Raw genomic sequence first — 14,508 nt, forward strand, 5'->3', positions numbered from 1 at the left:
CGAGGCAACGGGACACCTGTAGATCAACGATCGGCGAAGAAAGTCGATCAAGCACAGGGGCCCCGTTGCAGGAGAAGTCTGTCATCACGCGGGTGATCGGGGCAGCGGCGGGGGTGTTCGCGCCGGGGCATCTGGGTGAGCTGACGCAGGTCGTGGACTTCGCGCTGGTGGACGCGGTGCTCGCGGAGACCCGGGCGGTGCAGCGGCGGATTCGGCTGCTGCCCGCGCGGGTGACGGTGTACTTCGTCCTCGCACTGGCCCTGTTCGAGGACTGATCGTACCGGGCGGTGTGGGGCAAGCTGACCTGCGCGCTGGATGGGCTCGCCTGGATGTGCCCGCACTCCTCCTCGCTGTCGCGGGCCCGGCGCCGTCTCGGCCCCCAGCGCTGCGGGTGCTGTTCGATGCCCTGGCCGGGGCCGCTCGCCTGGACGGACGACTCGGGAGCGTTCTGGTGCGGGATGCGCACGGTGGCCTTCGACGGCACCAGCCTGCAACTGCCCGACCGTGAGGCGGTCACGGCTCGGTTCCCCAAACGCCGGAGTGAGGAACGCGAGTTCGGCTACCCGCTATCGCGGCTGGTCACCCTGGTCGAGACCCCAACCCGCACGGTGATCGCCGCCACGTTCGGGCCCGAGGATGACGGCGAACTCCCCTACGCCCGGAAGCGGTTGGGCCACCTCACCCCGCGGATGCTCGTCCTGGCCGACGCGGGATTCGACGCCTTCGAGTTCCTGCACGGCGTCCAAGCCGCCGGCGCACAGGTCCTGGTGCGCTCCTCCGCCCGTCGACGCCCCGCCATCTGGCGGCGGTTGCCGGACGGGTCCTACCTGGCCCGCCTGTCCGCCCCTTACCGGGCCGGGCGCGGCTACGGGACACAGACCGTCCGCGTCATCGAGGCGTGGATCACCGTCACCCTCGCCGACGGCACGACCCGCCGCGAGCCCTGGCGGCTGGTCACCAGCCTCACGGACCCGACCCGCCACCCCGCCGACCGTCTCGTGACGCAGTATCACGCAAGGTGGCAGGCGGAGACCTGCTACGCGAGCCTGAAGGCGACCCTGCTCGACGGCTGGGTCCTGCGCTCTGGGCACCCCGCCGACCTGGAGCAGGAGGTCTGGGGGCTTCTCACCGTCTACCAGGCGCTGATCCGCACCGCCGCGGACGCCGCAACCGGCCGATCGGGCCTGGACATGGACCGGCTCGGCTTCACCGTCGCCCTGGCCGCTCGGGACCAGGTGGTCACCGCCAGCGGCGTGCTGCCCGACGGACCGACCCGCCTGGTCGGCGCGATCGGCCGCGCGCTCCGGGACAATCTGCTGCCCGTACGCCGTCGCCAGCGGATCAAAGCCCGCAGCTTGAAGAGTCACAGCAAGTACATCCCGAACATCGGCAAGCACCCCGCCATCGCCCAGGACTACACCTTCCACACCGAGATCAACGTGATGGAAGACGGTCTTGCACCCCGCTCATCACGCTGAACGCAGCGGGGTTGATGTGATATCCACCACAAGATCATGACCGAGGCGGCTACTCGGCGTCACCACCGACTACGACTACGGGCCAGAGCCGAAGATCATACAGACCCACGGTGTAGCCCGTGGGCGCGATCGCCGGACCGTCTTCCAGCGTGCCGTCGCAGTACTGGGCGAGGCACCGCCGCCTACGCGGTCCATGTCATCCACGATGTCCTCGGTAACCCGGTACATGAGGTCCGGGATTTTGCCCTAGAAGTGGTGGTGGAGGGCAGCAGGAGCCACTCGACGCGCCGGGTGATGGGTGGGGCGTTGCCGCAGCCCTGACCCGGCTGGGTGGTCACCGTGCCGTCATCGGCTCCGGTGCGTTGTGGGCGCGACGGTAGGCCAGGGGTGACAGGCCCAGGTATGTGTGGAAGTGCTTGCGCAGGGCGACGGGGTCGCCGAAGCCGCAGACGGTGGCGATTCGTGCGACGGTCAGGTCGGTGGACTCCAGCAGCAGGCGCGCGTGCGCCAGCCGCTGCTGCGCCAGCCACTTCAGCGGGCTGCTGCCCACCTCGCTGCGGAACCGCCGGGTGAAGGTGCGCACGCTCATGTGCGCGTGCCGGGCCATGTCCTCCAGTGTGACCGGCTCGGCCAGTCGGTCCAGCGCCCACTGCCGGGTCGCCGAAGTGGAACGGTCGGTGTCCTGCGGAACCGGGTGCTCGATGAACTGGGCCTGCCCGCCCTCACGCCACGGCGCCACGACGCAGCGCCGCGCGGCGGCCGAGGCCACCGCCGCCCCGTGGTCCAGACGGACCAGGTGCAGACACAGGTCGATGCCGGCCGCTCCGCCGGCGGACGTCAGGATGCGTCCGTTGTCGACGAACAATACGTCCGGATCGACCTCGACGTCGGGGAACAGCCGCGCCAGCGCGTCACACAGCCCCCAGTGCGTGGTGGCCCGCTGACCGTCCAGCAGACCGGCCGCCGCGAGCAGGAAGGCCGAGGTGCACAGGCTGACGATGCGGGTTTGCGGCCCTATCCGGTCCAGCGCCGCGGCGAGTTCCTCCGGGAGCGCGCCGGTCGCGAGCAGCTGCTCGCTGGGCTCCTGCGTGGCCAGAACGACGGTGTCCGCGGTCTCCAGCACCGACTCGTCGTGGTCGACGACGATCCGGTAGTCCTCGTGCGTGCGCACCGGCCGGCCGCCGAGGGAACAGGTGCTGACAGAGTACAGAGGGGTCCCATCCGGTTCACAGGCCTCGTTGAACACCCGGGCCGGGATGCCCAGGTCCAGCGGCTGCACTCCGTCGAGGGCGAGAACGACAACACGATGCGTCATGGCTGGAATAGTACGACAGGTGACCCTCCGGCCACTCACCTGCCTCCGTGAGCACACGCCACTGTTTCTTGTGCCGGGACCGCGGTCCGGGCGCAACAAACAGTGAGACGGACATGAGCGAGGACACCATGAGTGAGCACATCATGCGGGCAGTCACCATCAGCGAGTTCGGCGGAGCGGAGGTGCTGACCGTCGAGGAGGTCGCGCGCCCCGAGCCGCTGCCGACCGAGGTGCTGGTACGGGTGCACGCCGCCGGGATCAACCCGGTGGACTGGAAGACCCGCGAGGGCCAGGGCATGGCGGGGCTGCAGACGCTCCCGCTGATCCTGGGCTGGGACGTGTCCGGTGTCGTCGAGGAGGTCGGCTTCGGCGTCACGACCCTGAAGGTCGGCGACGAGGTCTACGGCATGCCGTGGTTCCCGCGCGCCGCCGGCGGCTACGCCGAGTACGTGACCGCACCGGCCCGCCAGTGGGCCCGCAAGCCGGCCACCCTCGACCACGCGCACGCAGCCGCCGTGCCGCTGGCGGCGCTGACCGCCTGGCAGACCGTGGTCGACACCGCCCACGTCCAGGCCGGCCAGCGCGTCCTGATCACGGCCGCCGCCGGCGGGGTGGGCCACTTCGCGGTCCAGTTCGCCCGGCACCTGGGCGCCCACGTGATCGCCACCGCCAGCGCCGCCCGCCACCCCTGGCTCAAGGAACTCGGCGCCGACGAGACCATCGACTACACCACCACCCGCTTCGAGGACGTCACCCAGGACATCGACGTCGTCATCGACCTGGTGGGCGACGCCCACGACCAGACCAGCACCCGCTCGCTGAAGGTCCTGCGCCCCGGTGGCCTGCTGGTCGCCGTACCGTCCGGTGTCGCCCCGGAACTGGCCCAGGCGGCCGAGGCAGCCGGCGTGCGGGTCACCCCGTACCTGGTCGAGCCGGACGGTCCCGCGCTGGCCACGATCGCAGACCTGATCGAGGAGGGCGAGGTCGCCGTCGAGGTGGAGGAGATCTTCCCGCTGGAACAGGTCGGCACGGCCCACGCCCGCGTCCAGGCCGGCCGCACCCGCGGCAAGGTCGTCCTCACCGTGACCGACTGAACCTTCCCTGCAAACAGTCAGGAGCAGCACCGTGTACTACGAGATCCGCCGCTACCAGGCGCAGCCCGGACGTCGTGAGGAGTGGGTGCGCTACATGGAGGACGTGGTCATCCCGTTCCAGGCCTCGCTGGGCATGGACGTGACCGCCTCCTTCGTCGACGCCGAGGACGAGGACGGCTACGTGTGGATCCGCAGGTTCGAGGACGAGGCCCAGAGCGAGGCCCTGTACACAGCCGTGTACCAGCACGACCGCTGGAAGAACGAGATCGGCCCGGTCGTCCACGGTCTGCTGATCCCCGAGAAGTCCGTCGTCACCCGCGTGGTCCCCACCTCCGCCTCACCCCTGCGGTGACCTGGCTTGCGGCCGCTTCATCCGCCACCGCACCGCACCGCACCGCGCAGCACAACAGCGAAGAGAAGGAACCCAACCCATGAGCAAGAAACTCAACCTCGCTGCGGCCGTAGCTGCCGCAGCGGCCGTCTTCGTGTCGGCCCCCTACGCGTCGGCCGCCGCGGGGCGGGAACACCCCAAGCCCGTCGTCACGGACGTCAAGACCGTGGCCCCGTTCGACTGGTCCGCCGGGGAGGTACCGGAGAACATCACCGTCAACCCGGACAGCACCCTGACGGTCTCGATGCTGGGCAGCTACGCCGGCAAGCGGCCGGAGCTGGTGCGGGTGAGCGCCGACGGGCAGCACAAGACTGTGCTGGTGACCGGCGTCCTCGGTGACGGCTTCACCGGGAACACCCGTGGCAGCGACGGGACCATCTACTACAACGTGTGGTCCAAGGACGCCTCGCGCGCAGGAGTGTGGAAGCTGCCCCCGGGCGGCCACCCGAGCCGCCTCGCGGCCCTGCCCGCGGACGGCCTGCCGAACGGGCTCGCGATCGACCCTTCCGGACACATACTCTACGTCTCCGACAGCTACAAGGGCACGATCTGGGCCGTCCCGGTCGCAGGGGGTCAAGCCAGGGCGTGGCTGACCGACCAGGCTCTCGCGCCGGTCCCGACGGCTTCGATACCGATAGGCGTCAACGGCCTGCGCTACCACAACGGGGCGATATGGGTCACGAATTTCAACAAAAGCACCCTTCTGCGGATTCCCGTGACCGCTGCCGGGAAGCCGGGCCGCATCCACCAGGTGACCGGTGGTGAGGTGGGCATTGACGACTTCAACTTCCTCTCTGCCCGCTCCGACATTGTGTTCACCGCGCGGAACACGCAGAACAAGGTGGACGTGGTCTACCCGAACGGCACGAAGGTCACCGTGCTCACTGCGTCCGACGGGCTGGCCGGCCCCACCGCCACCGCCGTACGCGGCCACGAGCTGTACATCACCGATGCCTCACTTGCCGCCCCGCACCACCCGCAGCTGCAGGGTGGCCGGATCAACCTCGCGGGGTTGCAGGGCAGATGACCGTGCAGCGCCGGAGCCACGGCCTCACACTTCGCCGCTGGGTCTGCGTAGCGAACGGTGGAACTCGGTCGGTTTTGTTCAGCGGCGTGCGGCGGTGAGCCGGCCGTCGAAGGTGATGTCGAAGGCTTGGAGCGCGGCCTTCCAGCGCATGGTCCAGCGTTTGCGTCCGGTGCCGGTCGGGTCCAGGCTCATGACGGCCAGGTAGACGCACTTGAGGGCGGCCTGTTCGGTGGGGAAGTGCCCCCGGGCCCGGACGGCCTTTGCGGATCCGTGCGTGATGCTCTCGATCGCGTTGGTGGTGCAGACGATCTTGCGGATCTCCACGTCGAACCGGAGGAAGGGCACGAACTCCGCCCAGGCCGCCTCCCAGAGCCGGACGATTGCCGGATACCTCCCGCCCCAGACGTCGGTGAACTCCACGAACCGCTCCAGCGCGGCCTCCTCGGTCGGCGCGGTGTAGACGGGCCTGAGCGCCTTCGCGATCTTCTCCCAGTCCTGCCGGGCCGCGTAACGGAAGCTGTTCCGCAGCAGGTGAACGACCCAGGTCTGGACGATCGTCGCAAGTCAGACAGTCTTCACGGCGTCCGGGAGACCCGTCGGACCGTCACAGACCAGCATCAGGACATCGGCCGCACCGCGGTTCTTGATCTCGGTCAGGACCTGGAGCCGGCATTTCGCGCCTTCCCCGCCGTCGCCGATCCACAGGCCCAGGATGTCCCGGTGTCCCTCGGCGGTGACCGCCACCGGTGGAGATGGTCTGCTTGGACACCTCCGCCCCGTAGACCTCGGCCAGGTGAGCTGCGATCTCCCCATGGGTGAGGCCCTTCGCCGAGAGCGACAGCACCATCTCGTCGACGCCGGTCGGCCTCCGCTGCCGCTTCCTGACGATCTGCGGCTCGAACGTGCCCGAGGTGTCCCGCGGGGCCTTGACCTCGACCGGCCCGACGTCGGTCAGCACCGTCTTGGCCCGGCTCCCGTTGCGGGAGTTGCCGCTGCCCCGGCCGCCGGCATCGTGTTCTCGTAGCCGAGGTGATCCGTGATCTCACTTTCCAGGGCAGATTCCAAGACCCGCTTCGTCAGCTGCTGCAGCAGCCCACCCTGCCCGGTCAGCTGCAGCCCCTCCGACCGGGCCCGCTCCACCAGCATCGCGACCAGCTGCTCGTCGGATACGGGCGCAGGCTGTCCAGGCTGGGTACTCTCGACAGGCTTCACGGTCTCCAACTCCAAGGCGGCGTCAGTATCTTGACGTCTCTCCGTGATCGTCGGATCCGCCGTTAGATTTACCCTCCCCGGGGAGCCGCCCTCTCCTGGTACGTCAGCAGTTCCGGGGCCAGATGGTGAATGCGCCGGGTGCGTTCATCCAGTCGAAGGTGGTGGCGCTGGAGTGTCCTTGCTGCGCGAGATACTGGACGCGTTGGGCCGCGGCGGTGGGGTCGGGGTTCGTGTCGTCGAGCGCGGGGACGACGCTTTCGGCTGAACCTTCGACAGTGAGGTAGTGGCTGCGGCAGTACCACGACAAGGTGTAACCGTCGTTCAGCCAGTGGGTGGCTTGGGTGTCGAAGATGACGAACCAGGGGCGCAGGTCGGCGTCATATATGAGGCGGGGGTCGCCGTTCGGGCTTGGTTTGGTCATGGCGGGCCACATTGAGGCCTGTTCGATCCGGCCGGCAGCCGAGAGGTCGGCGAGGTGCTGGGCGTATTCCTGTTCGGTGGAGAGGTTGTCCAGGTTGTAGCCCGCGAGCTTGTTTTCCACGGTGCCGGTGATCGGGAAGACGATAAATCTGCCCCGGAGCTGGTTCCAGGTGGGCCAGGCTCCCGCCTTGGCTGCGACGTCGAGATCGGGATAGGTGGTCCCGAGCATGTCCGCGGGTGTGAAGAGGTTGTTGACGCCGAGGTGTTCGGCCACCAGCTGGTCCAGTTGCGCCGGGCCCATTCCCGCCTTGGAGCGGAAGCCCCATTTGAGCTCGAGTTTGATGTAGACGGGGTCGTGATCCGGGTGCGCGTCACCCCAGGCCCTGAGGTCGTCGAGGCACGTTCTGAGGCTGCCGTTCTTCCAAGTGGTCTTGAAGACGCCGGATCCGGTGGTGTAGGTGCAGTTGTTGACATTGACCAAGGGATCGGAATGGCTGACGATCCATCCGCCGGGATTGCCGTACGTGCTGTAGGTGTCGATTTCCAGCAGGTGGGCTCCGAGGTCGAGGCCTGTGGTGATCGACTTCGACTTGCTTTTGTCGTAGGCGTTGTGCAGTCCGGACACGGAGATCTGGTTCAGCGGGACACCGTCGAACGCGGATGTGTCGGACTTCGGCTTGACGGTGGCGGCATGGCCGGGTGCCGTCGAGGCCCATGTCGAAGCCAGGCCGAGCAGCACGGTGGCAGCAAGACCACAGGCCGTGCGGCGCCATGGACGGGCTTTCGCGACAGCTGAGGACATGGGGGCTCCTGACGTCTGGGGTCGAGCGGTGAGCAGGCTGTACGAGAATCGATATGTCGCGATGACTCGTCGAGCGGCGCAGGCGGGGAGCACCGGCAGCGCAGCACCGAGGTTGCCTGACGGGTGCATGGCGATGCTGCCGCGTTCGCGATGCGGCGGCTGCGCCGCGGTCCGCCGCCGGGAAGAGCCTGCCGTCGGCGACGCACGGGGTCAGGGCTCGCCGCCACAGCGTTCCCGTGACTCGGCGGCGGCCCAGATGAAGATCCCTTGGGCCATCAGGGAGGACTCGGCCTCGGCACGTGCCTGGTTGACCTCTGCGCGTGCGGCGTGCGCGGCGTCGTCGTCGGGGGCGGCCTGTACCGCGAACTCGGCGAGGTGGCCGGCGACCCTCAGCTCGCCCGCGTCGGCGTAGCGTCGGGCCGCGTCCGACAGGGCTGCCGCACCGCCCACGAGGTCCGCCAACGCGGTCGCGAGTCGGCCCTCGGGTGCTGGCTTGAGGTGCGCGGGGTTGCCGTCGTACCACCCGGCGTAGCGCCGCCACAGGTTACGCACAATGAACTCCGGTTCGTCGTACTTGGCTTGCAGGTAGACCCGATCGGCCAGATGGGCCGGCGGGCGTACGGTGTGGAGCAGGTCCTCCAGCCGGGCCCCGGAGTTGAGCCCCTCCAGCGTCTGCTGGACCAGACTCTCCAGCCATTCCGCGGTCTCGGTGAGTGCCAGGCGGATCCGGTCGGCGCCGAAGACCGGTGCTCCGTGCGAGGGCAGCATGATCTCCGCGCCCAAGCCCGCCATGCGGCGCAGTGCGAGTGCCCACTCGCGTGGGTAGCGCTGCACCTTCTGCGGGTTGCCGCAGTTGGGGCTCACCCAGATGAACATGTCGCCGGGGCACAGAATGCGGTGTTCGGGGATCCAGGCAACGGTCGCGTCGTCGGTCTCGCCCTTTACGTGGAAGAGCTCGAAGGTCAGCTCGCCGTGGGTGAGAGTGAGCGCCTCCCGGTACGTCAGGTCAGCTCTGCGGTATTGAGCAGGCCAGGTCAGATCCGGTGCCTGGAACTGCCGTTGGTTGACGACCGTGTTGTAACCGCCCGTCAGCAGGTAGCGGTCGAACCTCTCCCCGACCCTTTCGTGGGCGAGCACGGTCGGGCGAGGAGCGTTCTCCGCATCGAAGGGGCCCATCCCGAAGACATGGTCGATGTGACCGTGCGAGAAGACGGCGGAGGTCACCGGGAGCCGACTCCAGGCACGGACGGCCTGGTGGAGTCTGCCCGCGGCCAGCGGATTGCCCGTGTCGAACAGGACGATCTCGCCGTCCGTGCGGAAGGTGATGACGTTGCCGAACCCCGGGTACCAGCCGACGCCGTCGAGCACCTCGATGACGCCGGAGCCCGCCTGCCCGGCATGGACGATGCTGTCGTCCACGGCTCCGTGCCAGACCCGGTCGGCGTAGTCGGTGAGGGAGAAGCTCATGCTGTCCATGCCACCGTGAACCACTGCTCGGAGCAATCGACCGTGAGGCCACCGAGGGCTGCCTACAGTTGTGACATGTCACAACGAGACGCTGCGCGAGACGGCGCGATGCGGCTGGCCGCACGCCTCGAACCGCGGATCAACCAGCTGGCCAGAGCCGTTGTGGAACGTCAGCGGGCCGAGGTGCCCGGCTTCGATCTTCTGCCCGGCGAGATGCGGGACGTGGAGATCGCGGCGACAGCACGCCACGCGATACGTGGGTTCCTCCGCCATGTGCAAGGCCTTTGGGACACCGACATCGAGGTGTTCCGGGAACGCGCAGCCCAGCGCGCCGAAGAAGGCCTTCCCCTGGTGCAGTTGCTCAGGGGGTACCACGTCGGGGCCGAGGTGCTGCTGGACGCGCTGAGCGAGTCGGCCCGTCCCGGCGAGGAAGCGGCATTGCAGTTCTTGACCCGGATGCAGCTCACCGCGCTCCACGCGACCGTCGAGAACGTCACCGCGGCGTACTTCGCGGGACTGGCCGACCAGCAGGCGGCGGCACGGGAACTGGCCCGGGCGCTCATCCGCGGTGAGCAGCCCGAGGAGGTCGCCGCCCGTTACGGACTGTCTCTGGAATCCGGCTACCTCGTGCTCAGTGTGCGATCCCCCGGGTCCCAGACACCGGTGGCGGCACGCAGGCTGCTGCGTCGGGTGCTCGCCCGGCTTGCGGCTCTCCCCGAGGGACACGTTCTCAGCCTTCCGGACGAATGCGGTGGCTGCGTCCTGTTGCCCGCCCGGACCGCACTCGACGCCGTCGCCGACCGACTCTCCTCCGGTCTTCCGACAGCGCCGATCGTGGGCGCTGCGACTGCGGGCACTGCCAAGGACGTCCCCGCAGCGGCCGAACGAGCACGCCGCATCGCAGCCCTTGCGGAGGGGCCCGGCGTGTACCGGTTGCGGGACGTGCTGCTCGACTACCACCTGTCAGGAGCCATGGACAGCGCGCCCGAACTGCGCGCCCTGCTGGACTCGCTGGACCGGCAACCCGGTCTGACCACGACGGTGGCCGCCTTCCTCGACTGTGACTTCGACCGGCGCCGAACGGCTCAGGCACTTGACGTGCACCCCAACACGGTCGACAACCGCCTGGCCCGTGTCACCGAGTTGACGGGCGTCGACCCGCACACCGCCCGAGGCGTCCAACTCTTCGGTGCCGCGTTCACCCTGCGCCGGATCGCCGGCCGGGAACGCCGGTGACACTTCCGACGTTGCCCCAGGAGGCGAACGGATCAGGTACAGCCCCGCTTTGAGACCCAGGGCGTGCAGATACGCGGCGAGCGCTGGAATACCGTCCTCCGCTGTGGAACCGCACATGTTCTACCGCTGATCCACCAGCGCGTGAACACATTTGTCCGATGAATCGTCGGACAGTGTCCGCGGTAGGGGATCTTCTGTGCGGCCCGCGCACCGTCGTGCCCTCCATGGCCGGCCCATTCAGTGCCGGTGTGGGCTCATCGACCACGCTGGCGGGCAGGCGCTGGACCCAGGCGTCACGGCTTGGTCGAAACGGTAACCGTCCAGGTGGGCCAGGAACCGGCCCAGGGTGGTGGCGACCGGCGTGAGGGCAGGACCAGGCCGGCCGCCGGATCCGTCAGGGGCCCCGGGCCGCTCTCCGGCCCCTGAGGTCGCGGCGCAAAGGTGTCGGTCTGCGAACCTCACGCCCCCAAAGTCCGGTTGGGCTCGTTGACATGCCGTCAGTACACGCGTTTCACTCGACACTCGTGCATGGCAACGTTGTCAGGCCGTGGGAGCGACCGGACCTGTTGCCTGTCGGCGGCGTTCCGGCAATTTTCGGCGCGCCTGCACCTGATGTGCGAAGCACGAACTGCTGCGGAGGCAACCGATGGTGAGACCTCGACGTTCAGCTGCGCCACCTACCCGAGAGAGATTGCGCCGACGCTCGGCCGTAGTCTCCGTTCTGGGCATGATCGTTCTCCCGCTTTCGGCGATCGGGAGCGCCCGTGCCGCGAGCACCGCGACGCCGTCCTTGGTGAAGGATCCCGCGTCCCTCGTCAACCCCCTCATCGGCACCTCCGGTGCGGTGGACACTTTCCCCGGCCCCGACATGCCGGCCGGCATGGTGCAATGGGGTCCCGACACGACGCCCGACCGCGCCGACGGCGGCGGCTACGAGTACGACGACGACAAGATCTCCGGCTTCAGCCTCACCCACCTTTCGGGACCCGGCTGCTCCGTCGAGGGTGACCTGCCCGTCCTGCCGGTGACCGGCTTGCTGTCGGGCGACCTCGGCAACGCGTCTGTCGGTTTCCGTCACGACGACGAGCAAGCCGGCATCGGGTACTACAAGGTCACCGACGCGGGCGGGGTCAGGACCGAGCTGACCGACACGACCCGCGCCGGCCTGGGCACCTTCACCTTCCCGGCGGGGCAGCAGGCGAACCTGCTGTTCAAGCTCAGCGGAGGCGCCACGCAGGTGGACGGGACCCGCGTCCAGGTGGTGAACAACAAGGAGATCAGCGGCGCGATCGACAGCGGTCACTTCTGCGGCGCGCGCAACCGGTACACGCTGCACTTCGACATCAAGTTCGACCAGCCATTCACCGCGAGCGGCACCTGGGTCGGCAGCACCATCAACCCCGACGCGACGTCGCTGAAGGCGGGCAAGGTCCAGCAGACCCCGCAGGCGCCCAAGCCGACCACGCTGAAGGAGAAGCACTTCACCGTCCCGGCGAAGCCGTCACCGACGATCCACGGGGGCGGTGACAAGCCCTCCGGTCCACCTTCCCCGGCCCCGAGCGCCGGCGCCGGCGCCGCACCACGCTCGTCCACCGTGGACAAGGCCGCCGAGCCTCCCGCAACGGGCGCGAACGGTATGTACCTGACCTTCGACACCTCCGCCAACCCGACGGTGAGCGCGAAGGTCGGTATCTCGTACACGAATGACGCAGGCGCGGCGGGCAACCTCGCCGACGAGATCAAGAACTGGAACGTCGACGCTGTCGAGCAGGCGAACCACGACGCCTGGAACGCGGTGCTGAACAAGGTCCGGATAGGCGGTGGGTCCTCCGACCAGCAGGTGCAGTTCTACACCGCGCTCTATCACGCGCTGCTGCATCCGAACGTCTTCTCGGACGACAACGGCCAGTACATGGGCATGGACAACCAGGTCCACAAGCTGACCAAGGGGCAGAGGGCCCAGTACGCCAACTACTCGGGCTGGGACACCTACCGCTCCCAGACCCAGCTGATGGCGATGGCCGAGCCCAAGGTCGCCGGCGATGTCGTCACCTCGATGCTCAACGGCTACGACCAGACCGGCCTGCTGCCCAAGTGGGCCTCCAACAACGGCGAGAGCTACGTGATGGTCGGCGACCCGGCCGCCGGCATCGTCGCCGACGCGTATGCCTTCGGCGCCCGGGGCTTCGACACGGAGAAGGCCCTCTCGGCCCTGCAGCACGAGGCCGCCGTCCCGAACAATGACCGCCCCGGCGAGTCGGTGCGGGAGGTGAAGGGCTACCTCCCACTGGACGAGCACGACTACGGCTGCTGCAACTTCTACGGCCCGGTCTCCACACAACTGGAGTACGACTCCGCAGACTACGCCCTGGCCGCCTTCGCCAAGTCGCTGGGCAAGACGGCCGTCTACGAGAAGTTCGCCGCCCGCGCCCAGGACTGGATGAACATCTTCAACCCGCAGACCGGCTACATGCAGGGCAGGAACATGGACGGCCGGTTCGCGGGCGGTTTCACCCCGGGGACGTCCGATGGCTTCGTGGAGGGCACGTCGGCCCAGTACACGCCGATGGTCCCGTTCAACCTGCAGCAGCTCATCCAGGCGAAGGGCGGCGACGAGGCGTACTCGTCCTTCCTGGACAGTCTGCTCGACAACATCACCGACCCCGGGAACACCAACGCCAACCTGAGCAACGAACCCAGCGTGGAGATCCCCTGGGAGTACGGCTACACCGGCCGGCCGTGGAAGACTCAGGCGGCCGTCCGTGAGGCCCAGCAGGACCTGTACTTCAACGCACCGGTCGGCTCGTTCGGCAACGACGACCTCGGCGCGATGAGCTCCTGGTACGTCTGGTCCGAACTCGGCATGTACCCCGAGACCCCGGGCACGGACACCCTGGTGCTGGGCAGCCCGGTGTTCCCGGTGGCCGAGGTGAGCTTCGGAGGCGGCAAGACGGTGCGGATCAACGCGCCGCAGGCCGCGCCCGACGCGCCGTACGTGCAGTCGCTCGACGTCAAGGGCAAGGAGTGGAAGACCTCCTGGCTCACGTACCAGCAGTTCAAGGGCGCAGGCACGATCGACTTCAGGCTCGGCACTCAGCCCAACACCTCCTGGGCGTCCGACCCGTCGGCGGTGCCGCCGTCGGACACCACGGGGGGCGACCGGGTGCTGGCCGCGACCGGTCCCTCCAGCGATGGCCTGGTGCTCCAGCCGGGCACGTCCGGTGACGGCACACTCGACCTGACCAACCTCAACAGCAAGGCCGTCACGGTCGACTGGGAGGCGACGGCGCCCTCCGGTGTCACACTCGACACGGCGTCCGGCTCACTGACGGTGCCCGCCTCGGGCGGCGCCGAGGCCAAGGTCCACGTGACGGCGGGCACGAGCGAGGGGACCTTCCCGGTCACCTTCAAGCTGACCGACCACACCACCGGTGCCGCGCTCAGCGGGGCGAGCCTCCGCGTGGCCGTGGCCAAGGCCGGAGAGCTGTGGCCGTACGACACCAACGAAGGCATCTACCCCGACGGCACCCGCTTCTCGGGAGGCTTCGACAGCGACGGTTGGGCGTTCTCGCAGAACGCGCTGTCGACGGCGGGCGTCACGAGCGGCTCCACCGTGACGGCCGACGGCGTCTCCTACACCTGGCCGACGGTGACGCCCGGTCAGCCGGACAACCTGGAGACGGCCGGCCAGACCATTCCGATGCCGACCGGCACGTCCGGTGCGTCGCTGGGCCTGCTGGGCACAGCGACCAACGCGCCGACCAACGGCAGCGGGGTCTCGGGCACGGTGACCGTCACCTACACCGACGGCACCACCTCCCAGGCGACGGTCGGCTTCTCGGACTGGACGCTCAACGCCGGGACGAGCAAGCCGCTCGCGGGTGACACGACGGCCGTCATGACGGCCTACCGGAACACCGGAAGCGGTGGCAAGGACAACGTGAAAACCTACGTCTTCGCCACGAAGGTCCCGCTCGACGCATCCAGACAGGTGGCGTCGATCACCCTCCCCGTGACGGGCTCGACGGGCACTGCCCACCTGTTCGCCTACGGCTTCGGCCGGTAA

The 14,508-nt window shown here is 68.6% G+C and carries 10 protein-coding genes and 1 pseudogene; 7 read left to right on the forward strand and 4 right to left on the reverse strand.

Annotated features, from left to right (window positions below; translation table 11 throughout):
* Positions 1 to 65: 65 nt before the first annotated feature.
* Together AC5WS8_RS25395 and AC5WS8_RS25400 are read left to right on the forward strand one after the other, a co-directional pair.
* A complete protein-coding gene (locus AC5WS8_RS25395) occupies positions 66 to 275 on the forward strand; it encodes a transposase domain-containing protein (RefSeq protein ID WP_496105773.1) in 210 nt (69 codons plus the stop codon).
* Positions 276 to 401: 126 nt separating this feature from the next.
* Positions 402 to 1,478 (forward strand): transposase, encoded by a 1,077-nt coding sequence (locus AC5WS8_RS25400; protein WP_496105774.1) that lies wholly within the window; start codon positions 402 to 404, stop codon positions 1,476 to 1,478.
* 334 nt (positions 1,479 to 1,812) lie between these two features.
* Here AC5WS8_RS25400 and AC5WS8_RS25405 read toward each other — a convergent pair whose 3' ends face one another.
* Positions 1,813 to 2,793, reverse strand: a complete 981-nt coding sequence (locus tag AC5WS8_RS25405) for a GlxA family transcriptional regulator (protein WP_496105775.1) — start codon at positions 2,791 to 2,793, stop codon at positions 1,813 to 1,815.
* 128 nt (positions 2,794 to 2,921) lie between these two features.
* Here AC5WS8_RS25405 and AC5WS8_RS25410 point away from each other — a divergent pair, with 128 nt between their 5' ends.
* From AC5WS8_RS25410 to AC5WS8_RS25420, 3 genes are all read left to right on the forward strand, one after another.
* A complete protein-coding gene (locus tag AC5WS8_RS25410; protein WP_496105873.1) occupies positions 2,922 to 3,887 on the forward strand; it encodes an NADP-dependent oxidoreductase in 966 nt (321 codons plus the stop codon).
* 31 nt (positions 3,888 to 3,918) lie between these two features.
* Positions 3,919 to 4,239 carry an NIPSNAP family protein gene (locus AC5WS8_RS25415; RefSeq protein WP_496105776.1) on the forward strand — a complete coding sequence of 107 codons (321 nt, stop codon included), beginning with the start codon at positions 3,919 to 3,921 and terminating at the stop codon, positions 4,237 to 4,239.
* Positions 4,240 to 4,318: 79 nt separating this feature from the next.
* Positions 4,319 to 5,305: an SMP-30/gluconolactonase/LRE family protein gene (locus AC5WS8_RS25420; RefSeq protein ID WP_496105777.1), complete on the forward strand. Its 987-nt coding sequence runs from the start codon at positions 4,319 to 4,321 to the stop codon at positions 5,303 to 5,305.
* 78 nt (positions 5,306 to 5,383) lie between these two features.
* Here the strand turns inward: AC5WS8_RS25420 and AC5WS8_RS25425 are convergent.
* The 3 genes and pseudogenes from AC5WS8_RS25425 to AC5WS8_RS25435 form a co-directional block, all read right to left on the reverse strand.
* Positions 5,384 to 6,451, reverse strand: a pseudogene (locus tag AC5WS8_RS25425) (IS256 family transposase).
* Positions 6,452 to 6,620: 169 nt separating this feature from the next.
* Positions 6,621 to 7,676, reverse strand: coding sequence for a Ca2+-dependent phosphoinositide-specific phospholipase C (locus tag AC5WS8_RS25430; protein ID WP_496105778.1), 1,056 nt, complete (start codon positions 7,674 to 7,676; stop codon positions 6,621 to 6,623).
* Positions 7,677 to 7,949: 273 nt separating this feature from the next.
* Positions 7,950 to 9,215, reverse strand: coding sequence for an alkyl sulfatase dimerization domain-containing protein (locus AC5WS8_RS25435; protein WP_496105779.1), 1,266 nt, complete (start codon positions 9,213 to 9,215; stop codon positions 7,950 to 7,952).
* Positions 9,216 to 9,281: 66 nt separating this feature from the next.
* On the opposite strand from AC5WS8_RS25435, the gene AC5WS8_RS25440 reads away from it, so the two are divergent.
* The gene (locus AC5WS8_RS25440; RefSeq protein ID WP_496105780.1) at positions 9,282 to 10,442 is read left to right on the forward strand and encodes an RsbRD N-terminal domain-containing protein; all 1,161 of its coding nucleotides are present in this window, start codon (positions 9,282 to 9,284) and stop codon (positions 10,440 to 10,442) included.
* A gap of 727 nt (positions 10,443 to 11,169) precedes the next feature.
* Positions 11,170 to 14,508: a lectin gene (locus tag AC5WS8_RS25445; protein ID WP_496105781.1), complete on the forward strand. Its 3,339-nt coding sequence runs from the start codon at positions 11,170 to 11,172 to the stop codon at positions 14,506 to 14,508.

The sequence above is a fragment of the Streptomyces sp. PTL18 genome (assembly GCF_059510295.1).

Bases quoted from the DNA above. Each gene is read 5' to 3' on its own strand.
- AC5WS8_RS25400 (WP_496105774.1), top strand. From the start codon at position 402: ATGCCCTGGCCGGGGCCGCTCGCCTGGACGGACGACTCGGGAGCGTTC.
- AC5WS8_RS25420 (WP_496105777.1), top strand. From the start codon at position 4,319: ATGAGCAAGAAACTCAACCTCGCTGCGGCCGTAGCTGCCGCAGCGGCC.
- AC5WS8_RS25405 (WP_496105775.1), bottom strand. From the start codon at position 2,793: ATGACGCATCGTGTTGTCGTTCTCGCCCTCGACGGAGTGCAGCCGCTG.
- AC5WS8_RS25445 (WP_496105781.1), top strand. From the start codon at position 11,170: ATGATCGTTCTCCCGCTTTCGGCGATCGGGAGCGCCCGTGCCGCGAGC.
- AC5WS8_RS25435 (WP_496105779.1), bottom strand. From the start codon at position 9,215: ATGGACAGCATGAGCTTCTCCCTCACCGACTACGCCGACCGGGTCTGG.
- AC5WS8_RS25440 (WP_496105780.1), top strand. From the start codon at position 9,282: ATGTCACAACGAGACGCTGCGCGAGACGGCGCGATGCGGCTGGCCGCA.
- AC5WS8_RS25410 (WP_496105873.1), top strand. From the start codon at position 2,922: ATGAGTGAGCACATCATGCGGGCAGTCACCATCAGCGAGTTCGGCGGA.